This is a genomic window from Methylobacterium sp. WSM2598 (genome assembly GCF_000379105.1).
Classification (GTDB): Bacteria; Pseudomonadota; Alphaproteobacteria; order Rhizobiales; family Beijerinckiaceae; genus Methylobacterium.
In genome coordinates this window covers 4,916,613-4,941,823 of sequence record NZ_KB900609.1, presented here as the reverse complement: position 1 = coordinate 4,941,823, position 25,211 = coordinate 4,916,613, and the positions used below count along the sequence as shown (strand labels likewise).

The following is a 25,211-nucleotide window of genomic DNA, read 5'->3' as shown; positions in this document are numbered from 1 at the left end:
GTGTTGCATCGACGCCTCCTCCGCTCCCGGTTCAGAAGGCCGTGCCGGCCTTGGCCACCACGGTGTCGCCCTCTCCGACGCCGCTGCGGATCTCGACGTCGTCCTCCGAGGAGGAGCCGACGACGACGCGGCGGGTCTCGATCCGGCCGCCGCGCACCACCTGGACGCTCGTCGTGTCGCTGCGGCGCAGGATGGCGGCGCGGGGCACGGCGATCCCGCAGCTGCGCGCCGTGTCGATCAGGGCGCGGGCGAACATGCCCGGGCGCAGGTCCGCGTGGGCCGGAACCGACACGAAGGCCCGGCCGAACTGGGTCGCCGGGTCGACGTCGGTCGCCGCCATCCGCACCTCGCCCCGCAGCGCGAGGTCGTTGCCGATCAGGATCCGGCTCTCCGCCCCGGCCCGGATCTTCGAGATGTAGAGGCTCGGCACCTGCACCATCAGGTCGAGATCGCGGTCGAGGGCGATCTGGAACAGCGGGTCCATCTGGGGGCTGACGAGCTGCCCCACCTTGGCGGTGCTGCGCGTGACGGTGCCGGCCGCGGAGGCCTTCAGGGAGATCGAGTTGGGGAGCTTGGCGAGGTTCGACGGGGCCAGCATCTGGGCGACCGAATCGTCCGCCCCGATCTTGGCGACCCGGGCCAGTTCCTGGCCGGCCGAGACGGGGTCGCCCTCCTGCACCAGCACGTCCGAGACCCGGTAGCCCTCGATGTTGATGCTCACGTAGGCGGGGCGCCGGGGCATCAGGTAGCCGGTCACCCGCACGTTGTCGGAGAAGCAGGCCCGCCGCGCCCGCACCGTGTCGGTCGGGGCGTCCTCGGCCCGGGCCAGCCCGGGCGGGCCGATCAGGGCGAGCGTCAGGAGGGCGGCGCGGCCGAGCGCCTCCGGGGCGCGCGCGGGGCGCGGGCGGAGGGCCGTATCGCGGTCAGGACGCATCCATCGGCCTCGCATCGGCCTCGCCAGAATCGTACGCGGTTCGGGGGCGGGAGGCGGGCCCGTCCGGGAGGACGGGGCCCGCGCCGCGGGGTGAGGGCCCGGCCGCGGCCGGGCGGGCCGGCCGAAACCGGGCGGGCCGGCTTTGGCCGGCCCCATCTCAGTAGCGCGAGGCCGACTTCACGCCCGACATGTTGACCGTCGTCACGCGGCGGTTGACCGGGGCGTTCGGGTTCGCCGCGTCCTTGAGCTGCGTCCTGCCGTAGCCGACGCTGACGAGGTTGGTGGCGGGCACGCCGTAATTCTGGACGATGTAGTCCTTCACGGCCTGGGCGCGGCGCTCGGACAGGGCCTGGTTCGCCTGGTCCTTGCCCTTGCCGTCGGTGTGTCCGACGATCAGGAAGGTGTTGCCCTTGAGTTCCTGCCGGGCGAGGGCGGCGCCCAGGCTCTTGACCATGGGCAGGGCCTTCGGGCCGATCTTGGCGGAGTTGTAGTCGAAGGGGATCTCGAGGTCGATGCTCGGCTTGTCGGCCGAGACCGCCGCGAGCTTGCTGCGCTCGCTCGGGGTCAGCGAGGCGCGGTTGCGCAGCGAATCCAGGAAGCTGCGGTCCTCGCCGAGGGCGCCGGCGCTCGCCGCCTCGCCGCGGACGCTGGTCGAGAGGCTGCGGGTCGGCCCGGTCGCGACCGTCGCCTCGGCGGGTGCCCCGATCAGGGCCTTGGCGATGTCGGCCTCGCTCGGGGCCTTCTGGGCGAGGGCGCCGGCCGCCGAGCCGAGGGTCAGCAATCCGGCAAGGAGCGCGGCGCGGCTCAGGCGCCGCGAGAACGTGTTAGCAGATCCAGTCATCGTGATGCTCCTCAAAACGATCTCAGTCCAGTGCCAGACGTTCTTCGTTCGTATGCCGGTCGCTGCCCGGTCATCAGGACCGAGTGACGCCGTCTTTCCGCTCGCGTCGAGGCCGGCCGCGCGGCGCGTGGGCGGCCTCAACGGATTCCGTATTGGGCGAACTCTCTCTCGAGGCCCGGATCCATCCGGAGCGCATCGTTGATGTCGCTCTTCCCCTCCTCCGTCTCGCCGGTCCGAACCCGCGCCATCCCGCGGCCGTACAGGGACGAGGCCTGCTTACCATTGCCCTTCAACGCGGCATCGTAATCGCGGATGGCGAGACCGGGAAGTCCTATCTTGAGGTTGACCAGTCCACGACTGTCGAGAGCGTCCGGGAAATTGGGTCTGAGCTTCAGCGCCTCGTTGCAGTCGCGCAGTGCCCGGTCGAGTTCATCAACCATCGCGCGCACCCAGCAGCGGTTATTGAGCGCCTCAACGTCCTGTGGGTTGAGGCGGATCACCTCGTCAAAGTCCGCCAGCGCGAGCGCGTACTCGCGGTGGATCGCGTAGAGCTGGCCGCGCCGGTAGAGGGCGGACCCGTCGGCCGGGTTGCGCTCCAGGGCCTTGTTGAGCTCGGCCCGCAGGCGCTCGTCCTCGCGGGTGTAGGGCAGCGGGGTCTGGGGCACCTTCGGGGCGGCGACCTTGGCCTGCTCCTCGAACCGCTTCAGCTCGGCCCGGCCGCGCTCGCCCCAGGCGGTGCCCTGGAACTTGTCCGCGAAGCGCTCCATCGCCTCCCGGGTCCCGGCCTTTCGGGCGGCGGCGAACTCGGCGGACGGGTCGGCCTGCGGCTCCCGCGGCGTCTCGGGCGGTCGGCCGGCCACCGGCCCGGGCGGCGCCTCCTCGCGCGGGGGCCTCCTCCCGGCCTGCTGCGGATCCACCCAGGTCGGGCTCTCCTTCGGGGTCTGACCCTCCTTGGCAGGGAAGTCCTTGGCAGGGAAGTCCTTGGCAGGGAAGTCCTTGGCAGGGAAGTCCTTGGGAGAGTGGTCCTTGGCAGAAAGGTCCTTGGCAGAAAGGTCTTTGGGCGGCGGGGCGTCCTTCGCGAGGGCCCCCTCCCGCAGGCTCGAGTAGATCCAGGGGGGCTGCCCGCCCTGGCCCGCCGCCAGGGCGGAGCGGGTCCGGTCGAACACCGCGCGGCTGATCCCGTCGCTCTGGCCGAGCTGCCGGACCAGCTCCTCGGCGAAGGGGCTGCGGGCGCCCGTCGCCTGGCGCAGCATCTGGCCGGGCTGGGTCGAGTAGAAGACGAGCGCGTTCGGGGGAGCCTCGGCCGTCGCCGCGAGCCCGTTGGCGAAGCTGCGGAAGCGCCGCTCGAACGGGTTGCGGTTGGCCGCGTCCAGGATCACCACCTTCAGGTCCGCGCCGCGCTTCTGCATCTCGCTCAGGATGCCCTCGACGTTGAAGCCGTCCCGCCGCAGATCCGGCTCGGTCCAGATCTGGGCATCGACCGGTATCAGGTAATTCTGCTTGTTCGATTGGATCCCATACCCGCTGAAGTAGAGGAGCGCGGTCGAGCCCGCCTTGAGCTTGTCGTAGAAGCGCCCGAGCGCGCCCTGCAGGGCGACCTTCGCCATGTTCTCGCCGACGTCCACGGCGTAGCCCTTCTGCTGAAGGACCGCCGCCACGGCCCTGGCATCCGCGACCGGGGTCGTGAGGGCCGTGTCGCTGTCCGGGTACTGCGCGTTGCCGATCACCAGAGCGATCCGGTCGCCCGCTCTGCTTTGGGCGAAGACAGGTTGAATCGCCTGGCACGCGCTGAACGCGAGCACGATGCCGACAATCCACAACGCACGCATGCCGTCCTCAGAGAACTGCTCAGCAATCACAATCCAGCCGCGGAAGCTTAAGACCTCCGCCGCGGTCTGACAAGTTTAACGGTCGCGCACGACCGATTCCGATCGGCCGGACGAGGGACCTCCTTCCGCAATGCGACCACTGAATCGGCGTGACAAGCGCCAGTTTCTTCGCGTCATCCGCCAGAACCGGCACCGGACGGGCAAGTCTCGCACGGATGCGGGACCGGGTTTCGCCAGTCTCCTGGCAAGAGCCGCCCGATCGGAGCTTTCCGACGCTTCGGTTCTACCTGGGTGCCGGATGCCCGGGCGTGCGGGCGCGCACCGCCCGAGACGCGACGACGCCCCGGGCGGGGGCCCGGGGCGTCGTCGCGCGCCGCCTCGGGTGTGGCCGCTAGTCCACGGCGAGGCGGGTTTCGACGCGGCGGTTGGCCGGGTCGAGCGGGTTGTCGGTGAGCGGGCGGGACTTGCCGAGGCCGCGGGCGGTGAGTTGGGCGGCCGGGACGCCGCGGCCGGACAGGTACCGGACCACGGCGTCGGCCCGGCGGCCCGACAGGCCGAGGTTGAACTCCTCGCCGCCGCGCGCGTCCGTGTGCCCCTCGACCAGGAAGGTCGAGGATCTCAGGCGGTCGTCGCGTAGCGCCTTGGCGAATTCGTCGAGGTTCTGCTTGGCGGCGCCGGTCAGCTGGTCGGAATTGTAGTCGAAATTCACCACCAGGTCGAAGCTGCCGGTCGGCCTCGCCCGGGTCTCGACGCCGGCGTTGCACTCGCTGTGGGTGCCGATGCAGAGCCCGCGGGTCTTGCCCAGCGGATCGGCCGGCGCGAACTTCTTGACGATGTCCTCGGCGGTATAGGCCGGGCCGGCGACGGCAGCATGGCCGGCGCAGACCGCCGCGAGCGCGAGAATCGAGGCCGTAAACTTGCCGCGCATGTCCGAATTCCCCTGCAACGTTGCGGTTATGCCGCAGGATCAGTTTTTCGTCAATAGCCTGGGCCAGGTACGACTAGGTATCACTGATTCAAATTTTCGCTCCACAGTCGTTGCAAGACCTCGTCGCACACCAATCCTCGATACTCCTGCGTCGGGCCGGGGGCGCAGCGGCCTGGGGGCGGCGCCCGGCGAGCCCTTGCCGAAAGATCCCGCCTCGGTCAGGGTGACGGGGGCGCGCTTTCCAGGGGCCGGACCGGCCGCCGTCCCGCTCAGGCCGGTCCGCGCATCGGGCGCCCCCGCATGACCGGTCGGACCATGAAGACAGACGCCACCGAGCCGACGCCGCGGCCAGTCCGGGCCGCGCTGGACCTGGGCTCGGCCTGCCATGCGGGGCGCGTGCGCGAGTTGAACGAGGACCGTTTCCTGCTCGCGCCGGAGAGCGGGATCTTCGCGGTGGCGGACGGGATGGGCGGGCACGCGGGCGGCGAGGTGGCGAGCACCGCGGTGGTGGAGGCCCTGGCCGCGGTCGGGCCTGCAGCCTCGGCGGGGGACCTGCTCACCGCCCTGAAGGCGCGGCTCGCCGCCGCCAACGCGGACATCCAGAAGGTTGCCCGGGCGCGCGGCGCCGTCGTCGGCACCACGGTCGCGGTGCTGCTGATCCACGCGCCGCACTTCGCCTGCCTGTGGTCGGGGGACAGCCGGATCTACCGGGTGCGCGGCGGGGTGCTGGCCCAGCTCTCGCGCGACCACACCGAGATCCAGTCCCTGGTCGAGCGGGGGGTGATCACCCCGCAGGAGGCGCAGACCTGGCCGCGGCGCAACGTGATCACCCGGGCGATCGGCGTGCAGGCCCAGCCCGAACTCGACCTCGACCACGGCCTGCTGGAGGCCGGCGACCTGTTCATCCTGTGCTCGGACGGGCTCACGCGGCACGTGGAGGACGGCGAGATCCTGGCGGCGGCCTCGGGCCCGGAATCCGGCAGCGCCCAGGGGCTCTGCGACGCGCTCCTCGCCCTCACCCTGCACCGCGGCGCGGCCGACAACGTCACGGTCGTGGCCGTGCGCTATCTCGGGCGTCCCGCCGACGCCCCGGCCGACTCGCCCGCCGCCTCCGGGCCGCGCCCACCGGAGGGCCCGCGCGCATGAGCGAGGAGACGGTCTTCCTCCCGCCGCAGTCCCGGTCCTTCATCGCGCCCGGCACCCGCCTCAACGACATCTACGTGATCCGCAGCCTGATCGCGGCCGGCGGCATGGGCGAGGTCTACCGGGGCGAGGCGCTCGCCACCGGCGACGCGGTGGCGATCAAGGTGATCAAGCCGGACCTCGCCCGCAACGCCTCTGCGCTGGCCCTGTTCCGGCGCGAGGCCTCGGCCCTGCACAACCTCCACCACGAGGCGATCGTCCGCTACTTCGTGTTCTCGATCGACCCGAAGCTCGAACTCCCCTACCTGGCGATGGAGTTCGTGGACGGCGTGTCGCTCTCCGACCGGCTCAAGGAGGGTCCCCTCGACGGGCCGACGCTGCGGCTGCTGCTGCGCCGGCTCGCGGCCGGGCTGCAGGCCGCGCACGAGCTCGGGATCATCCACCGGGACGTCTCGCCCGACAACGTGATTCTGCCGGGCGGCAACGTGGCCCGCGCCAAGCTGATCGATTTCGGCATCGCCCGGGCGCCGAGCACGGACGGCACGGTGATCGGCGGGGGCTTCGCGGGCAAGTACGCCTACGTGTCCCCCGAGCAGCTGGGGCTCTACGGGGGCGAGGTCACCCCGCAATCGGACATCTACAGCCTCGGCCTGCTGATGGCGCACGCGGCGCGCGGCCGCGCCCTCGACATGGGCAGCAACCACGTCGACGTGGTCGAGAAGCGCCGGCGCGTGCCGGACCTGACCGGGATCGAGGAGCCGATCCGCGGCCTGCTGCAGGCGATGCTGCAGCCCAACCCGAAGGACCGGCCCGCCGATATGGCGGCGGTGGCGGCGCTGGCCGCGGCCGAACCGGCCGCCCCCCGGCGCCTGCCCGTCGCGGTGCTGGCCGCGGCGGGCGGGGGCGTGGCCGCCACCGCCGCCCTCGCGGCGCTCGCCTTCGCGGTGCTGCCGGCGCGCCGGGCGGAGGCGCCGCTCACCACCCCGGTGCCGCAGGTGGTCGGCCCGGCCGAGCCGGTGGTGACGCCGAGCGTGCCCGCCCCGCCGACCGAGCCCTCCTCGCGGGCCGATCCCTCCTCGCGGGCCGAGCCCGCGCGGCCGCCCTCGGCCACGAAGCCGCCGATCATCGCCCTGCCCGACCCGGGCGAGGATCCGGACGCGCCGCCCGCATCCCCCCGGGACCCCCGGCGCGAGCCCCCCGCCCCTCCCCCGCCCCCGGCCGTGACCACGACCGCCGAGGAGGTGGAGAGCTTCATCCGCAAGTACGACGGGGGCGACTGCTTCTTCATCACGCCGGTGACGACCCAGCCGCCCGACATCACGGTCGACGCCTTCGGGCGCTCGACGCAGCCCTTCCGGGATTTCGACCAGGCGTTCAAGAACGCGCTCGGGATCGAGTCGCAGATCACCCTGCGGCAGGTGAGCGAGGCGCAGTGCCCCGTCGTCGCCTTCCTGGCGCGCCACTACCCGCAGCGCGACGCGCGCGCGGCGAGCATCACCATCACGCAGGACCTGCTCCACAGCGGGCAGGACCTCGTCGGCACGGTCGAGACCCGCGGCGACCGCGCGGTCGACCTGCTCCTCGTGGCGGATGACGGGCGGGTGACCAATCTCAGCCGCTCCGCCAAGCGGACGGGCGAGACCCTGCGCTTCTCGCTGCGGATGGAGGGGAGCGGCGTGCCGCGGCCGCAGCTCGTGGTGGTCGTGACCAGCCAGAAGCCGCTGACGAGCGTGCGCTCCGGGATCAACGGCCGGGCCGAGCAGCTCTTCCGGCAGATCGGCGACGAACTCGACCGCGATCCCCGTCCGGCGGGGATCGCGGTCGCCTATTTCAAGCTCGGGAGCTGAGATCCTCCGGGCCGTCCGGCCCGGGGGCGCTCACGGCATCCGGGTCATCAGGCGCAGGCCCTCGATGTCGAAGCGCGTGAAGGGCCGCACGCCCGGCGCCAGCGCGCGCCAGCCGGCGGGAGCCGCCGGGGAGGGAGCGAAGACCTCGTCCGCGAAGGCGAGCTGCATCCGGCGCTCCGCGCGGGGATGGACGAAGGCGCATTCCTCGGGCGACAGGCCCCGGCACGGCGAGGCCTCGGCCGGCAGGGCCGCTGCGAGGGGCGCCACCAGGGCGAGGGCCGACAGGACCGGGGCAGCACGCAGCGTCATCAAGTCTCTCCATCCGTCTCGGGTTCGGCGAGGATCGTTCGGTCGTCGTGCCCCGAGATGGGATTCCGAACCCGCCGATGCAAGATAAGGCCCCTCCGTTCTGGACCTACTGCTAGGCTAACACTGTGCGCCCGCGCACCTGAACGCGGGATGATCGCGGTTTCAGCCGAGTTCCGGCGCGACCGGAGGAGCGAGAGAGCCTCGCCGTCTCAGTTGCGGCTCGCGACCTGCGGCGCCGACATGTTGACGGCGGTGACGCGGCGATTGGCGGCCGCGTAGGGGTTGGCGGCCTCCTTCAGGTGGCTCTTGCCGAAGCCGACGCCGATCAGGTTGCCGGCCGCCACGCCGTAATGCCGGACGATGTAGTCCTTCACCGCCCGGGCGCGCCGCTCCGAGAGCCGCTGGTTGCCGCGGTCGCTGCCCTTCCCGTCCGTGTGGCCGACGATGAGGATCGTGCTGTCGCGCAGTTCCGGGCGGGCCAGGCTGGCGCCGAGCGCGCTCACCTGCGCGAGCGCGCCGTGGCCGATCTTCGAGGAATTGTACGCGAAGGGGATGTCGAGGGCGATGCTCTGCTTGTCGGACGAGAGCGCGGCGAGCCGGTCGCGCTCGGCCGCCGACAGGGACGACCGGTTGCGCAGGGAATCCAGGAAGACCTGCTCCTCGCGCCCGCCGCGGTCCGGCACGACCAGGGTGAGGCTGCGGGTCTGGGGCCGCGGCATCAGCGCGCGGACGATGTCGTCCTCGGTCACGGTCTGCGCGCGGGCCCCGCCGGACCCGAGAAGCAGCGCGAGCGCGACGAGCGGACCGAACCCGGAAGGGCTCCGACGAGGGAACGCGACCATGGCTTTGCCTCAAGCAAGAGTGATCTGCGATCACACCCACGGACGCCGAGCACGGTGGCCCCTCCCGGTGCGTCAAGCAGAGCGATGCAGAGCCGATGTTGTCCGATACAGAATCACGGCCAACCTGCCAAGCCCGCAAATGCCCGCACAATCTCTCCGGTCGGACCGCTCCCCAACAACTCCGCGCGAGCCTCCGCAAGTCCCGCATCCCGGTGATGTTCCACGCAGGTCGGGGGACGGCTGTGCGCCAGCGCACGGCCGGGGAGAAGCGGCCGGCGGGCGCGGGACTCGTCCCGGCCGCGGGGCCCCAACGAGAAAGGCCCGGCGGAGCCGGGCCTCTCGTTCGTCGCGCCGCGCGGGCTTGGCATCCCAAAGCCGCTCGATCCCTTCGGGATGGCGGCTTTGGGCTTCGCTCAAGCGCCGCGCGGGCTTGGCGGACGCCATCCGGACGGATCGTCCGGCCGGACGTGATCCTCCGGACGGCGGATCAGAAGGTCGAGAACTGGTAGCGGATGCCGGCGCGGCCGCCGCCGCCGACGAGGTCGCCGCCGATCCGGTAATCGCCCCGGATGAAGCCCGACAGCCCGGTCTTGAGGTTGAAGAAATTGATCGAGGCCTGGACCTCCCCGCGCACCTTCCCCTCTTCCCGCAGGCCGGTCACCCCGGTGATCCCGTTGAACGCGCCCACCGTGCCGGTCTCGGTCAGCACGCTGTAGACGTAGCCCGTGATGCTCGGCTCGATCCGGATGTTGTCCTCGACCATCTCGGTCCCGATCCGCGCCCCGATCCGGCCGCGCAGGGCCTCGCCGTCCCGCAGGGGGACCGCCCCGACCGCCAGCGCCGGCGTGCGGTCGAACACCGTCGAGACGTATTCCAAGCCCGCCGTCGGCTCGACGTAGATGTTGTGCTCCAGCGGCACCCGGTAGCCGACATTGGTGGTGAAGTTGTAGTTCTGCAGGCCCGTGCGCTGCACCACGCCCGGCGCCCGGATGTCGAGGCCGAGCAGGTCGACCTTGAACAGCGCGTCCCAGAACCAGGGGCCGTTCAGGTAGGTGCCGTAGACGCCGACCGTGCCGCCCTCGTAATCCTGCCGCCCGGCATTGCGGTTGAGGTCGACGCCCGCCAGCGTGTAGCCGCCCATCACGCCGAGGATCAGGCCGTCGTCGGGCTTGGTCAGCCCGCTGATGACCACGTCCGTGCCGCCCAGGAAGCCGCCCGAGACCTGGCTGTAGCCGAGGTCGCGGGTGAAGTTGAGACCGCCGAAGGAGAAGTTGCTGAAGCCCGAGCGGCTCTCGATGTCGCCGTAGGCGCGGGCCCAGATGGCGGGCCGGGTGGTGGTCTGCGGCGCGGGCTCGGCGAGCTTGGGGGCGATCGGGTCCTTGGTCACGAGCGCCGAGTAGGCCGACAGGCCGTTATACTGCATCGCCTGCGGGATGGCGGTCTGGCCGGGCGCCGCCTTGAGGCTGTCGCGGACCTGGGTGAGCCGGTCGAGCACCGCCGAGCCGCCCTGGAAGGCGATGGTGCGGGCCGCGATCACGGCCGTGGAGGCCGAGAGGCCGACCGCGGTCGGCACGGTGCCGAGGGCCACGGAGGTGCCGCCCTGGCCGGTGGTCGCGACCAGGATCGCCTCGAGGGTGCCGAAATTCTGCGCCCCCGCGAGCGTGAAGGCGTTGGCGGCGCTGGTGCCGGTGACCGTGACGATCGGCGAGCCCGTGGTGAAGGGGACGGCCCCGGTCAGGTTGGTGACGGTGACGCCGGTCGTGCCGGAGGCGTTGCCGTTGATGATCAGGCGGTCGCCCGTGCTGGTCTGGGTGTTGAACTCCGCCAGCAGGCGCCCGTTCTGCCCGACGTAGTTGCCGTTGATGGTGAGCGTGTCGCCCGCCCGACCGTTCACGAGGCTGATCGTGCCGGCATTGACGAAGCTGGTGCCCTGAGTCTGGCTGCCGATGCTGCTGGTGCCGGTGGCGATGAGCAGGCCCGAGCCCTGGTTCTGGAACCCCGACAGGTTCTGCAGGCTGGTCGAGGCGAGCGAGATCCCGCCCGCGTTGGTGATCGTGCCGCCGCCGAAGCTGCTCGCGCCCGTGACGTTGACGCGGCCGCTCGCCGTGTTGGTGAAGGTCGAGCCGCTCGACAGGGCGAGGGAGCCGGTCAGCGTGCCGGCATTGGTCACCTGGCTGGCCACGGCGCTCGCCGCGGTCGTGATCGCGGCGCCCTGCACGTCGATCGTGCCGAGGTTGGTGATCGTCAGGGGTCCGGTGGCGGCGCCCGTCGCCGGGAGGCCGGGGACCGAGCTGAGCACCGCCGCGTCGATGCCGTTGGCGCCCGCGATGGTGCCGTTCGCCCCGTTCTCGATGCTGATCGCGCCGCCGGCGCGGGCGAAGATCGCCGACGGATTGGCGTTGGTCTGGAGGAAGCCGGCGATCAGGGTCGGCAGGCCGGTGGCGGGCGGGCCCGAGGCGGTGGCGGACTGGGTCAGCGCCCCCGCGTTGGAGATCACGAGCGGCGCGACCGCGCTGCCGCCCAGGATGCCGAACTGGCCGTAATTGACGGTGCCGGTGTTGGTCAGGGTGACGGTGCCGGTGAAGCCCCCGCCGACGAGGCCCGCGTAGGACGCGTTGAGGGTGCCGGAATTCGACAGGCCGGTGGTGGTGCGCGACGAGCCCGAGATGCCGAGCGGCGCGGTGATCGTGCCGGAATTCGCGACCGTGAGGGCGCCCCGGTTGGTGTCGGCCTGGATGCCCGCCGTCGCGGCCGTGATCGTGCCGGCGCTGGTGACGCTGCCCGCGCCCGTGCCGGAGCCGCTGTCGATCTGGATGCCGGCGCCGCCCGGCGCCGTGATCGTCGCCGAGGCGTTGACGTTGATCGCGACGCTGCCGGCCGGGCTCGCGCCGGTGGTCGCGGCGGTCGGCATCACCAGCACGGCGGCCGCGTTCTGCGGGCCGGCGATCGTGGTGTTGTCGAGGACGTTCAGGGTGAACTTGTCGAGCGGGGTGTAGAAGATGCCGCCCGTGTAGGCCCGGTTGGGGCCGCAATTGGCGATCTGCGTGGTCGAGGCGTTGTCCCCGGGCTGGCAGACGTTGGCCAGCATGACGACGCCGTTGCGGACCGGGAACAGGAACTGCCCGGGGACGCCGTTGTTCGAGCCCGCCACCAGCGAGTTGGGCCCGCCATCGATGAGCGCGCCGTTCACGAGGGAGCCGGGGAGCTCGAAGTAGCTGCCCGCCGCGCCGGTGCCGGCGGAGTAGCCGGCCGAGGCCGAGGTGCCGCCGAGCCCGTTCGTGCCGCCGCTGGCGTCGCCGGTCTCGAACTGGATGCGCTGGTAGTTGAAGTAGATGTCGAAATTGCCGCCGCCCGTATCGGCGCGGCTGGCCAGGACCAACTGGAAGGTGTTGGTCTTGTCGGCATGGTTCGAGAAGTAGCCGACCGAGGGCCAGGTCACCCCGAAGGCGGTCTGGCCCGCGTAGGTGCCGGTGCCGTAGGAGGTGATGCCGCTCGCCGGGTTGCGCGTGTCCACGTCGGAGAAGAAGGGCGCGATGATCGGCGCCCCGCGGTAATTGGCGCCGAGGCCGACCGGCGTGAACGTGCTCAGGGGCGTCCCGAACGTCACGTTGCCGTTGTTGTTGACGTAGAGCGACGAGTAGGTCGTGCCGAAGAAGTTGGCCGTGAAGGGCAGCGCCACCTCGCCGGTGGAGCCGTCGTCGTTGCGGGCGAGCTGATTGGCGTCGAAGCCCGGCACCACGCTCTGCGCGTAGGCCGCGCCGGCCAGCACCGGAAGCCCCGCGAAGGAGACGCCGATCATCAGCAGGCGCTTCATCCGCGCAAGGCCGCGCGCGCGGCCCGTTTCGTACCCCAGCGTCACCATCCCGCACCCCCGAACACGTCCCAGCGAGCCGGTCGGCGGGTCGCGCCCGCCCCGGCCCATGCCCGCCCCTCGCGGCGGCCGGCCCGACCCCGATCCCCGTCGGCGGCCGGTCCGGCGCGTGATCTCCGTCCGAAGACGCACATCAGGTCAGGCCTCTCGATCAGCATAACGGTCACGCTCGGCCAGCGTCTATTGCTAGACTGCCCGGCCGAGCACGCGAAACAACTCCGTTGCCGGGATGCCACAGCCGGCTTCCTCGCCACTGATTCGTTTCGAGTACAGCTGGCGATGAGCGTAAAGAGTTTCTTGCGAGATCGGCGCTCGACTCTGACCGGTATTCGTCCGATGCGGCAGATCTCGTTCCGGCCGGCGCCGGTCGAGCGAGGGATCTTGAGCGCATCAGAACCGGAACGGGATCGGTCGCGACGCGGATCGACTGGAGGCTGTTGTGGACCGGAGACGGGCGTTGTGTCGCGTCAGCGACGTCCGGCCCTGGCCAGCACGATTCCTGTCCCGGGTCGATCACGGCCTCTCGCCGGCCAGCGCGCGGCCGAAGGATTGGACGAGGCCGGCTTCGAGCTTGCCATCCATGCTCTGCAGGATGGTCATGGCCTCCCGCATCGGCATCGGCGTCTTGTAGGGACGGCGCTCGGTCAGGGCCGCGTAGATGTCGCAGATCGTCATCAGCCGCACCCCGTCGCTGACCGCCGCGCCCGCGAGCCTGTCCGGGTAGCCGGACCCGTCGAGGAACTCGTGGTGGTGGCGGACCACGTCGAGGGTGAAGGCGTCGCACTCGCCGCCGGCCTTCAGGATGTCGTGGCCGAGCGCCGCGTGGGTGCGCATCACCGCCGCCTCGTCGGGCGAGAGCCGGCCGGGCTTGTTGAGGATCGGGAGCGGGATCCGCGCCTTGCCGACGTCGTGGACGAGGGCGGCGCGCACGAAGCGCTGCTGGTCGTCGCGCCGGAAGCGCAGGTGCAGGGCGAATTGCGCGGCGAGGCCCGCCACCAGCAGGCAATGCTGGTAGGTGGCGTCGTCGTGCGTCCAGACCGTGTCGAGCCAGCGCGCCAGCCCGCCCTCCCGCACGGCGGTCAGGATCGGGGTCAGGCCCGCCTCGACGGTCTGCATGCGGATCCGGCTGCCCGCGCGCGCCTCCGCGAGCAGGCTGGTCAGCGCCTCCCCGGCCCGCGCGACGCCCTGGACCACCGCCGCCTCGCCCACCGGGCCGAACGCCTCGAGCTGGTTGAACAGGGCCGCCACCACCGTGTCGGGCGGCACGTAGGCCGGCAGGCAGACGGTGGCGCCGAGCGTCTTGGCGTGGCGCAGGGATTCCGTCGAGGTGCGGCGCAGGAGCCCGATCACCGGCAGCGCGCGGCCCCGGTAGCGCTTCTCCAGGGCCCGCAGGCAGGTGGACGCCTCGGGCCGGGTCAGGGTCAGGTCCGCGACCACGCCGATCAGCGCGGCGTCGCGGGTCCAGCGCTCGTCGGTCCCCACCACCTCGCAGCGCCCGACCGATCCGAGCGCCCGCGCGAGCGCGGCGCTGCGGTCCGGCCGATCGGTGACGAGGACGATGGTTCCCTCCGGCATGGAGGCACTCCCGACGGAACGGCCGCGACCTTGTCCGGTCGGGTATACTCCGAGTTCCGAAGAAATCGCTTACGGGATCCTCGAAGATCCGGCCCAGTCGGGGCGGGCGGCGCGGATCGATCAGATCACGCCCTGCCCCACGGGAGACGGGCGGCGCGAAGCCGGCTCAGTTCAGGGCCTGGCCCTCCCCGACGCGGATCGGCCGGACGAGGTCGCCCTCGCGCACGAAGGGGGCGGCGCGCACGACCACGAGGTCGTTCTCGGACAGGCCGCTGCGGATCTCGACCTCGTCCTCCGAGAACAGCCCGACCGCGACCGGGCGCGCCTCGATGTGGTTCTGGCTGACGACGTAGACCGTGGTGCCGTCCTGCCCGCTCACCAGCGAGGAGAAGGGCACGGCGATCCCGCAGCTCTCGCCGACCGAGACGGTGCCGCGGGCGTACATGCCGAGCCGCGCCTCGCCGATCGCGCTGAGCAGGATGCGCACCTGCCCGAGCTGGCTCGCCGCATCCGTCGAGGGGGAGACCAGCCGCACCCGGCCGCTGATCGGGCCGAGGCCGAGGGGCTTCACGGTCACGGGCTGGCCCGGGGCGATCTTCCCGAGCGCCGTGATCGGCGCGTCGGCCGCGAGTTCGATCTCGCCCTGCCCGATGATCACGAAGAGCGGATCGGAATGGGCCGGGGCGGGCCCGCCGATCGTGGCGGTGCTGCGGCCGACCACGCCCGCGACGGGGGCGCGGATCGGGATCGGGGTCGGGTTGACCGAGCCGTCGTCGGGGACGAGCTGGGCGAGGACCTGGTTCTGCCGCACCTCGTCGAGGGGCCGGACGGCGACCTGCTGCACGCGCAGCCCGTCCCGCTCGGGGCGGATCTGGACCTCCTGGCGGGCGGCGAGCACGCCGGTCACGTCGACCCGGTCGTCGAAGCAGCGCCGCTTGGCCGGCGCGACGCTGACGGCGAGGCCGGCGCTCGGCGCCGTCTCGGCCGCGACCGGGCCGGCGAGCGCCGCCCACAGCAGGGCCGCGAGCGCGGGCGCCGCGCGACGCGGCAGGCGATGGATGGGACGACGCGACACGACCTCGCTCCTCTCTTCGACGCGGCAACGGCCCGGGGCGGCGCCCGCCGGGCCGGGACGCGGCGGAACCGCCCCGGGCGGTTCCGCCGACACTTCTCGCTCTCGCATCATCCCCACCGGCGCGGGCTGACGCGGCGCCGGACGAGGGCGCGGGCGGGACCGGCCCTCACGGCCGCGCGCCCGGACGGGCGGGACCCGGCCGCAGGGGCGCGCGCGATCCCCCGCCGCCTCCGCCGCCGAACAGCGATTCCAGCATCCCGCCGAGCGGGTTGGCCTTGCCGCCCTCCAGCATCTCCGACCCGAGGGCGCCGAGATTCGACAGGGTCTGCCCGTTCAGCACGGCGCCGAGATCGACGCTGACCTGCGGCGCGTCCCAGGAGCCGCCGATGAGCACGGGCAGGCTCACGTCGAACAGCTTCGGGAGCGCGCGGGCGGCGGTGCGCGTCAGGCGGGGCTCGATGCGGAAGGCCAGGGTGCGGGCGGAGAGGTCGATGGTCCCGGTCCCCCTGGCGGTGACCAGGGGACCGGCGAGGGCGAGGTCCTGGGTCGTCGCCCGCCCGTCCGCGATGCGGAACCGGGACGAGATGCGGTCGAAGGCGGTGGCGTCCTGGCTGCGCAGCCGCGGATCGGGGGAGAGCTGCTGGGCGACCGACTGGACCACGCCCGGGATGTCGATCCCGGTGAGGCGCCCGTTCTCGACCTGGATGGCCGCCTCGCCCGAGAGGGATCTGGCGAGTTCGGCCTGGCTGCTGCCGCTCGCCTTGAGGTCGATGGTGGCGCCCGCCGTCCCGTCGAGGAGCGCGAAGCCCGAGGCGGCGGAGAGGAGCGGCAGGCTGCGGACCTGGGTGAGGTCGAGGTGGAGCGCGTGGCGGGGCGGCGCGCTCCCGCGCGCCTCCCGGGCGATGTCGGACCTGAGCGTGGCGCGCACCTGCCCGCCCGCGAGCCCGCCCTGCGTCAGGGCCGCCTCGATCCCCCCCTCCGTGAGCTTGCCGTCGAGGAGCGCCTCGGTGAGGGAGAGCCCGCCCGCCCGCAGGGCGCCGAGGCGGATCCTGGCGCGGCCGTCGAAGCTGCGCAGCAGGGCGGGATCCAGGGACGCGTCCCCGAGTCCCCCGGCGGCCGGGAGGTCCAGGCTGCCACCGGCGAGGTCGATCCGCACGAAGGGCTTGGCGGTGAGGTCGACCACCACCGCGCCCGTGAAGGGCACGGCGCCGACCTGGGCGGAGAGGCGCGCCAGGGTCAGGGCGGCCCCGTGCAGGGCCGCGTCGGCGCGGCCCTCAAGCGGCTCGGCGCCGAGCCCGGGCACCTGGCAGCTGAAGGTCAGGGGCGCGCTCTCCCCCTCCTCCGGGGGCGCGACGGACACGTCGCAGCGCGCCGCCCCGCCGCCGGTGCGGCCCCCCGCCTTGACCTCGTACCCGCCCGCGCGGGCCAGGGCCTCGGCGGAGAGATCCTCGACGGAGGCCACGACCGTGTCGCCCTTGACGAGGAGGAGCGCGCCCCCCGTCACCCGGACGCGTTCGGGCCGCGGCCCGGCGGGCCCGGCGGGCCCGGCGTGCCCGGCGTGCCCGGCGTGCCCGGCGTGCCCGGCCTGCTCGCGCGCGGGATCGGGTGCGGGATCGGGATCCGGTGCGGCGCCCGCTGCGGCTGCGGCGCCCGCGGGCGCGCCGGCGCGCCACCACTCGGCCGGCCAGCGCAGGACCGGGCGCTCGACCTCGATCGCGGCGAGGTCGCGCCCGGCGAGGAGGTCGAGGGGCGCACCGGTGACCCGCAGGCTGGCGATGTCGAGGCTCGCCGTGCCGACCCCCGGGTAATCCGTGCGGGTCCCGACGTCGCGCAGGACGACCGCAACGCGCGGCCACAGGGACAGGCTGGCCCCGCCCCGGACGGTCCAGGTCCGGCCGGTCTCGGCGGCGAGGCGCTCCTGCGCCGAGCGCACGATCATGGCCGTGCCGGACGAGGCGGCGACGCCGACCGCGAGGCAGCCCGCGGCGGCAAGCAGAAGGGAGAGGTTGCGCAGCTTCATCCTGTCCTCGCAACCCGCGGCACCGCGCGGGAAAGCAGAGCGCACTCTCCGCGCGAAATCAATCGGGCGGAACGACGTCCGCTCGTCTGATCGTTCGCGCGCTCGTCCGCGTCGTTCGCGCGCGCTCGTTCGCGCGCTCGTCCGCGCGTGCAGGCCCGCCGGCCGGGCGGGCCGCCGCGGGCCGATCCGGCGGGCAAGGGGCCGGCAGGAGAGTCCGGGCCCGGCGCGCCACCGTGCCCCGCCGCACGCGGCGGAGCCCCGTCTTCGACCAATCGCCCGCGCTCGCGGCAAGATCCTGTATTTTCTCGACTTTGGGTGAGCGGTAGCCCGTCCCGCCTGATCTCTCGCGGGTGCCCGGGCCCGGGGCCGTCGGACTGGTAAAGACCATGTCGAGACGGGAGACGATGTGTGCCGCGGCACTTGCCCGGGTTGGCCGGTGGCGTGTAGATTTGAGGCTATGAAACGGTCTCTCTCAGGATTTCTCGCTCTGCTGCTCACGCTGTGGGCAGGCATGGCCGTTTCGGCCCCGGCGGAGAAGCGCGTCGCCCTCGTCATCGGCAATGCCGCCTATGACAGTTTCGGCAAGCTGGCCAATCCCGGCAACGACGCCGAGGATCTCGCGGCCCTGCTGCGCAAATCCGGTTTCGACGTGATCGACGGCCGCGACCTCTCGCGCCGCGACATGGACCGGAAGCTCGCGCAGTTCTCGCGGCTCGCGACGGATGCGGACACCGCCCTCGTCTACTATGCCGGGCACGGTCTGCAATATCAGAGCCAGAACTACCTGGTGCCGGTCGACGCGCAGCTGCGGGACGGGTTCGACGTGCCGTTCGAGACGATCTCGGTCGAGTTCGTCATCTCGGCCCTCGACAACGCCAAGGGCGCCCGGATCCTGATCCTCGACGCCTGCCGCGACCTGCCCCTGAAGGACGTCGGCAACAACGCCGCCAGCCACGGCCTCGCGCGGGCGGTCGGCCGCAAGGGCCTGATCCTGGCTTACGCCACCCAGGCCGACAGCGTCGCCTTCGACGGCACCGGCCGCAACAGCTTCTTCGCGGGCGCGCTGCTGAAGGCCATGCAGGAGCCGGGCCTGGAGATCGGCCAGGTCTTCCAGCAGGTCGCCTCGACGGTGTCGGGCCTCACCAACGGCCGCCAGCTGCCCGAAATCACCCGGTCCTACCCGGGCGAGGTCTTCCTCAACCACGAGGAGACGGACATGCAGGCCTGGTCGCGGCTGCGCCGGAGCAACCAGCTCGCGGAGCTGCGCCAGTTCATCGCGAAGTACCCGAACAGCCTGCTGATCGACGACGCGATGACCCGCATCCAGCTGCTCGAGGCCCGGGCGACGCCCGACCGCAACGAGCAGCGCGAGCCCGCCCTGCCGCGCCAGGACATGGCCAGGGACACGGCCCGCCGCGAGGAGGAGGAGCGGCTCGCCGAGGTCGCCCGCCGCAAGCGCGAGGAGGAAGCCAAGCGCCTGGAGCAGGCCCGTCAAGAGACCGCCCGTCAAGAGACGGCCCGGCAAGAGACCGCCCGTCTCGAAGCCGCGCGCGTCGCCGAGCAGGCCCGGCTCGCGGCCGAGGCGGCCCGGGCGCAGCAGGCCGCCAAGCTCGACGCCGAGAAGGCCGCGCCGACCGAGACGGCGCTGGCGACGGTGCCGACGACCTACACGGCGCTGCCGACCGGCGAGACGGCGCCGAAGCCGGCCGCCGCGGGCGAGGCGCCCGCCGCCGCAAGCGAGCCCGCCGCCGCGCCGGTGGTGAAGACCGCGTCCCTGTCCCAGCCCGTGGCCGAAGAGAAGGGCGTTTCCGAGCGGGTCGTGCGCGCGGTGCAGCAGCGCCTCGTCGATCTCGGCTGCTACCAGGGCCGGCCGGAATCGTCGTGGGGCAGGCAATCCTCGGAGGCGCTCGACCAGTTCTACCGCCTGTCGCAGGCGAGCGACCCGGCGAAGACCCGCGCGGTCAAGATCGTCTCGCACATGCCCGATCAGGCGACGCTGGACGTGCTCAACACCTACAACCAGCGGATCTGCCCGGTCTCGTGCCCGACCGGGTCGGAGCCGAAGGGCGAGGTGTGCGTGAAGATCACCTGCCCGACCGGGATGGAGCTCGACGGGAACGAGTGCCACCCCCGCCGCAAGCCGATTCAGGCGACGCTGCCGGCCGAGACGACCAAGAAGGCCCCGGCCGCCGCCGCGAAGGAGACGGCCAAGCCGAAGCTGGCCAAGCGGCCCGAGCCCCAGGACGAGGAGGAGCCCGTCCAGAAGCCCAAGGCCAAGGCCAAGGCGGCGCCCGTGGTGCGGGAGACGCCGAAGGCCGCCAAGCCGGTGGTCCGCGAGGCGGCCCGCCCGGTGGCCCCGAAGGTGAAGGTGGTGGAGCCGATCCGGGTCCGCGCGCCGGTCCCCTCCCTCGCCCGCACCCCGCGCTACGCGCCGGGCCCGGCGGCGGCCTCGGCGGCGCCGAGCTACACCCCGGCGGAGATCGGGGCCTCCCGGATGATGAGCCGGATGCCCTGACCTCCCCGCGATCCGCCAGATCCCCGCGCGGCGCCGGCCTCCCCGGCGCCGCTCTCGTTTGGGGCGACGGCCGACCCGGCGGAGGGGGAGGGATCGGCGGCGCCTCGCGCGGTCCTCGGTGGGTTCGGTAGCGCCGTCCGAAGGCCGGGATCGGCTGCTCGGACCGCGAGATCCCGCCCCCGCTGTCCCGGACGCGGGACAGGCGATGACGGCCCTGGCCGATCTGCGTGCCGAACCGATCACCACCGATCCGCACGGCAGCCATCCGGCGCGGATCAGAACAAGACCGCCGAAATCCAAGGCAATGCCCGGGCGCGAGACGAGTCCGGACGGATCCGGCGGACACCGAAACGGTACGCGCTCGCCGCAATGAGCGAGGGGGCGGGATCGGTGGGCCGGCCGTGTCGGCGCGGAGCGGCCCCGCCCCGGTCGTCGCGGTGGAATCGGGCGTGCGCGGGAGGCCGCGCCGGTGTCGGCCCGCACCGGGAGGCGGGCCGCATGCCCGCCCGCCGCGCTACTCCGCCCCGCCCACCGTCAGGGCGAAATCGAGGGCGCTGGCGCGGTCGAGGCCGACCGAGCGGCCGATGCCGAGGGTGCCGACGTCGCGCAGCACCAGCTCCTCGCGGCGCATGCAGAATTCCTCGGCCCCGAACAAGGTCACGTAGGTCCCGTTCGTGCTGTGATCGACCAGCACCCACTTGTCGCCCCGGCGCTCGATCGTGGCGTGGCGGCGCGAGGCGTAGTCGTTGTCGACGACGATGTCGTTGGCCGATTCCCGCCCCAGCGAGACGCTGGCGTGGCGCTCGTCGAAGAGCCAGCGCCGGCCCCGGTAGGTGATGCGCAGGTCGTTGCCGGCGGGCGGGCGCTCGCCCGCCGCCGGCAGGAGCGAGAAGACCGTCTGGTTCTCGGCGAGGTGCCAGAGCACCTCGGCCACCCGCACGTCGTCGCTCGCCCCCTTCACGTAGACGCCGACGAGGCTGCGGGTCGCCGCCCGCTGCAGCGGCGGCAGGCTGTCGGCCAGGGCGCCGGTCGTGATGATCTGCCCGCCCTTGGCGATCGCCACCATCCGGGCCGCCATGTTCACGGTCGTGCCGAAGTAATCGTCGTTGGCCTGCACCGCCGGCCCGAAATGGAAGCCGATCCGCAGCTGCAGGTGCTGCCCCTCGATCTGCCCGACCCGGTCGTCCTCGAACCGGCGCTGAACCGCCACGGCGGCGTCGCACATGGCGCAGACGTCGGAGAAGACCGCCATGAACTCGTCGCCGATGGTCTTGACGATGCGTCCGCCATTGGCCTGGACCACGTCGGCGGCGCAGCCCAGGCAGCTTTCCACGATGCGCAGGGCCGCGTCATCGCCGAGATCGCGGTAGAGCCGCGTGCTCCCCGCGACGTCGCAGAACAGGACGCCGATGGAGCAGGGTTCGGTCGTGCTCATCTTGAGGAGCGATCCTCGAGGGGATTGCGCGACACAATGGCGCCAGTGCTCTCGTCTATGCAAGCGCCGCGCGCAGCGCGGAAGTCCAAAAACGATCCAGCGGGCGCGCCCGGTGCGCCAGCGCACCGACCTCCCCCGCCGGCGCGCGCCGGCGCGGGCGGTTGGTGGGATGCGAGCGCGGCCCTATGCTGGGCCCGCGCCGGGCGGAGAGGCCGGGCGGGGAGGATGAGGGCGATGCGGAGGAATGTGGCGCTGCTGTTCGGTGGGCGCTCGGCCGAGCACGAGGTGTCGATCGTCTCGGCCGGCAACGTCGCCCGGGCGCTCGATCCGGATCGCTACGCGGTGACGCCGATCGCCATCGACAAGGAGACGGGCGCGTGGCGGCTCTGCCCGCCGCTCGCGCCCGGCGAGGCGCCCGCGATGGTGCGGGAGGGGCCGCGCGTCGCCTTCCTTCCGGGCGGCGGCGGCCGGCTCGCGGTGCTGGGGGAGACGGCGAGCGTGTCGGAGCCCTTCGACGTCGTCGTGCCGGTGCTGCACGGGCCGAACGGCGAGGACGGGACCGTGCAGGGCGCCCTCGACCTCGCGGGCGTGCCCTATGTGGGGTCGGGGGTCATCGGCTCGGCCGCCGCGATGGACAAGGACGTGGCCAAGCGCCTGATGCGCGACGCGGGCCTGCCGATCGTGCCCTACCTGGTGGCGGGGCCGCGGCGCGGGGTCGCCTACACGGAGGCGGTCGAGGCGCTGGAGAGCCGGACGCTGTTCGTGAAGCCCGCCAATATGGGCTCCTCGGTCGGCGTCTCGCGGGTCGCCGATGCGGGCCAGTTCGACCAGGCGCTGGCCCACGCCTTCGCGTACGACGAGAAGATCCTGATCGAGCGGGCCGTGCCGCGGGCGCGGGAGATCGAGTTCGCGGTGCTGGAGACGGCGGAGGGAGAGGTGCGGGTGTCGCCGCCGGGGGAGATCGCCCCGGCCGCCGCGCACGGCTTCTACGGCTACGACGCCAAGTACGTCGATCCGGACGGGGCGGCCCTGCTGATCCCGGCGAGCCTCGCGCCCGCGCTCGCCGAGCGGATGGGCGGGCTGGCGGCCCGGGCCTTCGAGGCCCTCGCCTGCGCGGGGCTCGCCCGGGTCGACCTCTTCCTCGACCCGGACGACCCGGAGGGAATCTTCGTCAACGAGGTCAACACCCTGCCGGGCTTCACGGCGATCAGCATGTACCCGAAATTGTGGGACGCGGCGGGCCTCGCGCCGCCCGCCCTTATGGACGCCCTGATCGCCCACGCCCTCGCCCGCCACGCCCGGGCCGTCGCCACGGGCCGGGCTGCCCCGCGATCGGCGGCGGATGCGGCGTGGGCGCCGATGCGCGAGAGCATTTCCCGCTGACGTGGATGCCGGTTCGGCGTAGGACATGCGGCCAAACCGGAGACCTGGAGCAGGCTTCGGGTTTCGACCCGAGCGAAGCCTGCTCCAGGCACCGTGCGCCGAAGGGGCACCGGTTCGGAAAAAACGACGCGGGAACAAGAACCTGAGCAGAATCGCGGCGGACCGCTCTGCTCGGGCCGGCCCGTCGGATCGGGAGAGGGCGGGAGAGGGCGGAATGACGGGAGCGGCCGGACCGGTGCCGGTGGAGGCGGCGGACGGCCTGCCGCCGGCCGAGCGCCTCTGGGCCATGGGGGCGATCGGCACCGCCATGACCCTCGCGGTGCTGGACGGGGCCATCGTCAACGTCGCCCTGCCGGTGATGGCCCGCGACCTCGGGGTCAGCCCGGGCGCCGCGATCTTCGTGACGAACGGCTACCAGCTCGCCGTCACGGCGGCGCTGCTGCCGCTCGCCTCGCTCGGCGACATCCTCGGCTACAGGCGGATCTACGCGATCGGGCTCGCCCTGTTCACGGCGGCCTCGCTGGCCTGCGCGCTCGCCCCCACGCTGCCCCTGCTCATCGCCGCGCGGATCCTGCAGGGGCTCGGCGCCGCCGGGATCATGAGCGTCAACATCGCCCTGGTGCGGTTCATCTACCCGCACCGCCTGATCGGCCGGGGGGTCGGCACGGTGGCGCTCGTGGTGGCGATCGCCTCGGCGGCCGGGCCGACCGTGGCGGGCGCGATCCTGTCGGTGGCGCGCTGGCCCTGGCTGTTCCTCGTCAACCTGCCGCTCGGGCTGCTGGCGCTCGCGGCGGCGATCCGCACCCTGCCGGTCACACCCCGCAGCGGCGGGCGCTTCGATGCCCTGAGCGCGCTCCTCAACGCGCTCGTCTTCGCGCTCCTGATCACCGGGGTCGACGGGCTCGGCGACCCCGGGGAACGCGGCCTTGCGCTCCTCCTCCTCGGGGGCGCCCTCGTGATCGGCACGGCCTTCGTCTGGTACCAGGCGCGGCTGCCGGCGCCCCTCCTGCCGGTGGACCTCCTGCGCATCCCGGTCTTCGCCCTCTCGATGGCGAGTTCGATCTGCGCCTTCTCGGCCCAGATGATGGCCTACGTCGCCCTCCCCTTCTACTTCCACGACCTGCTGCACCGGACGAGCAGCGAGACGGGCCTCCTGATGACGCCCTGGCCGATCGCCATCGCGGTGATCGCGCCGGTGGCGGGCCGGCTCTCGGACCGGATCGCCCCCGGCCTCCTCGGCGGCGTCGGCATGCTGGGGATGGCGGCGGGCCTCGCCCTGGTGGCGAGCCTGCCGGCCGAGCCCGCCACGGGAGACATCGTCTGGCGGCTCACGCTCTGCGGGCTCGGCTTCGGGCTGTTCCAGTCGCCGAACAACCGGGTGATCATCACCAGCGCCCCGCGGGAGCGCAGCGGGGGCGCGAGCGGCATGCAGGCGACGGCGCGGCTCGTCGGGCAGTCGCTCGGGGCCGCGATGGTCGCGGTGATCTTCGGCCTGATGCACACGGGCGGCACCGTGGCGGTGCTGTGGATCGCCGCCGGCCTGTCGCTGACCGGGGCGGCGACGAGCGCCCTGCGCAATCCGGCGCGGACCTGAGGCGCCGCCTCCGGGCCGGAGGCGCCGCCTCCGGGGCTCCTCCGCGCGGACCGCCAAGCCCTGGACGTCCGGGATCGGGATCACATCTCCCGGGCGGGACGGCTGCGACGGAGGCCAGCATGGACATCGATCTCACCGGGCGGCGCGCCCTCGTGACGGGCTCGACCGCGGGAATCGGCTTCGCCATCGCCAGGGCGCTCGGGGAGCTCGGCGCCACCGTGGCGGTGAACGGGCGCACGGCCGGGCGGGCCGAGGCGGCGGTCGCGGCGCTCGCGCGGGCCGCGCCGAAGGGGCGCTTCCTGGCCGCGCCCGGGGACGTCGCGGACGAAGCGGGCGCGCGGGCCGTGCACGCCGCCGTCCCGGACGCGGACATCCTCGTGAACAATGCGGGGATCTTCGAGCCCAAACCCTTCTTCGAGATCCCGGACGAGGATTGGAGGCGCTTCTTCGAGGTGAACGTGCTGAGCGGCGTGCGCCTGTCGCGGCTCTACGTGCCCGGCATGACGGCGCGGGGCTTCGGCCGGGTCGTGTTCATCTCCAGCGAATCGGCCCTGCAGATCCCGGTGGAGATGGTCCATTACGGGATGACCAAGACCGCCCAGCTCGCGGTCTCCCGCGGCCTCGCCGAGACCGTCGCGGGCAGCGGCGTCACGGTGAACGCGGTCCTGCCGGGCCCGACCCTGTCGGAGGGCGTCGCCACCTTCATGAAGGAGATGGCGGCCGGCATCGCCGACCCGGACCTCGACGCGATGGGCCGCGCCTTCGTCCGGGAGCACCGGCCGACCTCCCTGCTCGGGCGGCTCGCCACGCCGGAGGAGGTGGCGAACCTCGTCGCCTATCTGTGCACCCCCGCCGCCAGCGCCACCAGCGGGGCGGCCCTGCGGGTCGATGGCGGGGTGGTGCGCGCCATCGTGTGACCCCGGCGCGCGCATCCGGCGAGGGCCGCGGAGGAGATTTCGCGGCCTTCGCCGAAGACAATTCAAGCGTGCGATTGAAAATTTACTCGCTTTTTTGAATCGTTCGGCCGCTCCTCTCGGCCATTTGGCCTATATCGAAAGGCATATTGCAGA

At 72.8% G+C, this 25,211-nt stretch carries 18 protein-coding genes; 7 read left to right on the top strand and 11 right to left on the bottom strand.

Annotated elements, in window-relative coordinates; genetic code table 11:
* Positions 1 to 31: 31 nt before the first annotated feature.
* The 4 genes from MET2598_RS0123325 to MET2598_RS0123310 all read right to left on the bottom strand — a co-directional run bounded on the left by MET2598_RS0123325 (position 32) and on the right by MET2598_RS0123310 (position 4,532).
* Positions 32 to 934, bottom strand: a complete 903-nt coding sequence (locus MET2598_RS0123325; protein ID WP_012330874.1) for an efflux RND transporter periplasmic adaptor subunit — start codon at positions 932 to 934, stop codon at positions 32 to 34.
* A gap of 157 nt (positions 935 to 1,091) precedes the next feature.
* Positions 1,092 to 1,775, bottom strand: a complete 684-nt coding sequence (locus tag MET2598_RS0123320) for an OmpA family protein (RefSeq protein ID WP_026190907.1) — start codon at positions 1,773 to 1,775, stop codon at positions 1,092 to 1,094.
* A 137-nt stretch (positions 1,776 to 1,912) separates the two neighbouring features.
* On the bottom strand, positions 1,913 to 3,604 hold the full coding sequence (locus tag MET2598_RS0123315) for a caspase family protein (protein ID WP_026190906.1): 1,692 nt from the start codon (positions 3,602 to 3,604) through the stop codon (positions 1,913 to 1,915).
* Positions 3,605 to 3,995: 391 nt separating this feature from the next.
* Positions 3,996 to 4,532, bottom strand: a complete 537-nt coding sequence (locus MET2598_RS0123310; protein ID WP_018262563.1) for an OmpA family protein — start codon at positions 4,530 to 4,532, stop codon at positions 3,996 to 3,998.
* A gap of 315 nt (positions 4,533 to 4,847) precedes the next feature.
* On the opposite strand from MET2598_RS0123310, the gene MET2598_RS0123305 reads away from it, so the two are divergent.
* Together MET2598_RS0123305 and MET2598_RS0123300 are read left to right on the top strand one after the other, a co-directional pair.
* Positions 4,848 to 5,678 carry a PP2C family protein-serine/threonine phosphatase gene (locus MET2598_RS0123305; RefSeq protein ID WP_012330878.1) on the top strand — a complete coding sequence of 277 codons (831 nt, stop codon included), beginning with the start codon at positions 4,848 to 4,850 and terminating at the stop codon, positions 5,676 to 5,678.
* Complete coding sequence (locus MET2598_RS0123300) at positions 5,675 to 7,522, top strand: serine/threonine-protein kinase (RefSeq protein ID WP_018262562.1); 1,848 nt, start codon at positions 5,675 to 5,677, stop codon at positions 7,520 to 7,522. Before MET2598_RS0123305 ends, MET2598_RS0123300 begins: the two co-directional genes overlap by 4 nt.
* Before the next feature lie 30 nt (positions 7,523 to 7,552).
* Here the strand turns inward: MET2598_RS0123300 and MET2598_RS0123295 are convergent, their stop codons facing one another.
* The 6 genes from MET2598_RS0123295 to MET2598_RS0123270 form a co-directional block, all read right to left on the bottom strand.
* On the bottom strand, positions 7,553 to 7,831 hold the full coding sequence (locus MET2598_RS0123295) for a hypothetical protein (protein ID WP_012330880.1): 279 nt from the start codon (positions 7,829 to 7,831) through the stop codon (positions 7,553 to 7,555).
* A gap of 209 nt (positions 7,832 to 8,040) precedes the next feature.
* Positions 8,041 to 8,673, bottom strand: a complete 633-nt coding sequence (locus MET2598_RS0123290; protein ID WP_012330881.1) for an OmpA family protein — start codon at positions 8,671 to 8,673, stop codon at positions 8,041 to 8,043.
* Positions 8,674 to 9,160: 487 nt separating this feature from the next.
* Positions 9,161 to 12,535: an autotransporter outer membrane beta-barrel domain-containing protein gene (locus tag MET2598_RS0123285; protein WP_236728801.1), complete on the bottom strand. Its 3,375-nt coding sequence runs from the start codon at positions 12,533 to 12,535 to the stop codon at positions 9,161 to 9,163.
* Positions 12,536 to 13,057: 522 nt separating this feature from the next.
* Positions 13,058 to 14,119 carry an HD-GYP domain-containing protein gene (locus MET2598_RS0123280; protein ID WP_018262560.1) on the bottom strand — a complete coding sequence of 354 codons (1,062 nt, stop codon included), beginning with the start codon at positions 14,117 to 14,119 and terminating at the stop codon, positions 13,058 to 13,060.
* 166 nt (positions 14,120 to 14,285) lie between these two features.
* Positions 14,286 to 15,194 carry an efflux RND transporter periplasmic adaptor subunit gene (locus MET2598_RS0123275; protein WP_012330884.1) on the bottom strand — a complete coding sequence of 303 codons (909 nt, stop codon included), beginning with the start codon at positions 15,192 to 15,194 and terminating at the stop codon, positions 14,286 to 14,288.
* Positions 15,195 to 15,360: 166 nt separating this feature from the next.
* Positions 15,361 to 17,214, bottom strand: a complete 1,854-nt coding sequence (locus tag MET2598_RS0123270) for an AsmA family protein (RefSeq protein ID WP_018262559.1) — start codon at positions 17,212 to 17,214, stop codon at positions 15,361 to 15,363.
* A gap of 511 nt (positions 17,215 to 17,725) precedes the next feature.
* On the opposite strand from MET2598_RS0123270, the gene MET2598_RS0123265 reads away from it, so the two are divergent.
* Both MET2598_RS0123265 and MET2598_RS41525 read left to right on the top strand, forming a co-directional pair.
* The gene (locus MET2598_RS0123265) at positions 17,726 to 19,729 is read left to right on the top strand and encodes a caspase family protein (RefSeq protein ID WP_018262558.1); all 2,004 of its coding nucleotides are present in this window, start codon (positions 17,726 to 17,728) and stop codon (positions 19,727 to 19,729) included.
* Between the two features lie 205 nt (positions 19,730 to 19,934).
* Positions 19,935 to 20,102, top strand: a complete 168-nt coding sequence (locus tag MET2598_RS41525; protein ID WP_157182251.1) for a hypothetical protein — start codon at positions 19,935 to 19,937, stop codon at positions 20,100 to 20,102.
* 141 nt (positions 20,103 to 20,243) lie between these two features.
* On the opposite strand, the gene MET2598_RS0123260 is transcribed toward MET2598_RS41525, so the two are convergent.
* Complete coding sequence (locus MET2598_RS0123260) at positions 20,244 to 21,164, bottom strand: adenylate/guanylate cyclase domain-containing protein (protein ID WP_018262557.1); 921 nt, start codon at positions 21,162 to 21,164, stop codon at positions 20,244 to 20,246.
* 234 nt (positions 21,165 to 21,398) lie between these two features.
* On the opposite strand from MET2598_RS0123260, the gene MET2598_RS0123255 reads away from it, so the two are divergent.
* The 3 genes from MET2598_RS0123255 (at position 21,399) to MET2598_RS0123245 (ending at position 25,058) form a co-directional block, all read left to right on the top strand.
* On the top strand, positions 21,399 to 22,547 hold the full coding sequence (locus MET2598_RS0123255; RefSeq protein ID WP_012330888.1) for a D-alanine--D-alanine ligase family protein: 1,149 nt from the start codon (positions 21,399 to 21,401) through the stop codon (positions 22,545 to 22,547).
* A 214-nt stretch (positions 22,548 to 22,761) separates the two neighbouring features.
* Positions 22,762 to 24,141, top strand: coding sequence for an MFS transporter (locus tag MET2598_RS0123250; RefSeq protein WP_018262556.1), 1,380 nt, complete (start codon positions 22,762 to 22,764; stop codon positions 24,139 to 24,141).
* A 119-nt stretch (positions 24,142 to 24,260) separates the two neighbouring features.
* Positions 24,261 to 25,058, top strand: a complete 798-nt coding sequence (locus MET2598_RS0123245; RefSeq protein ID WP_012330890.1) for an SDR family NAD(P)-dependent oxidoreductase — start codon at positions 24,261 to 24,263, stop codon at positions 25,056 to 25,058.
* Positions 25,059 to 25,211 lie beyond the last annotated feature (153 nt).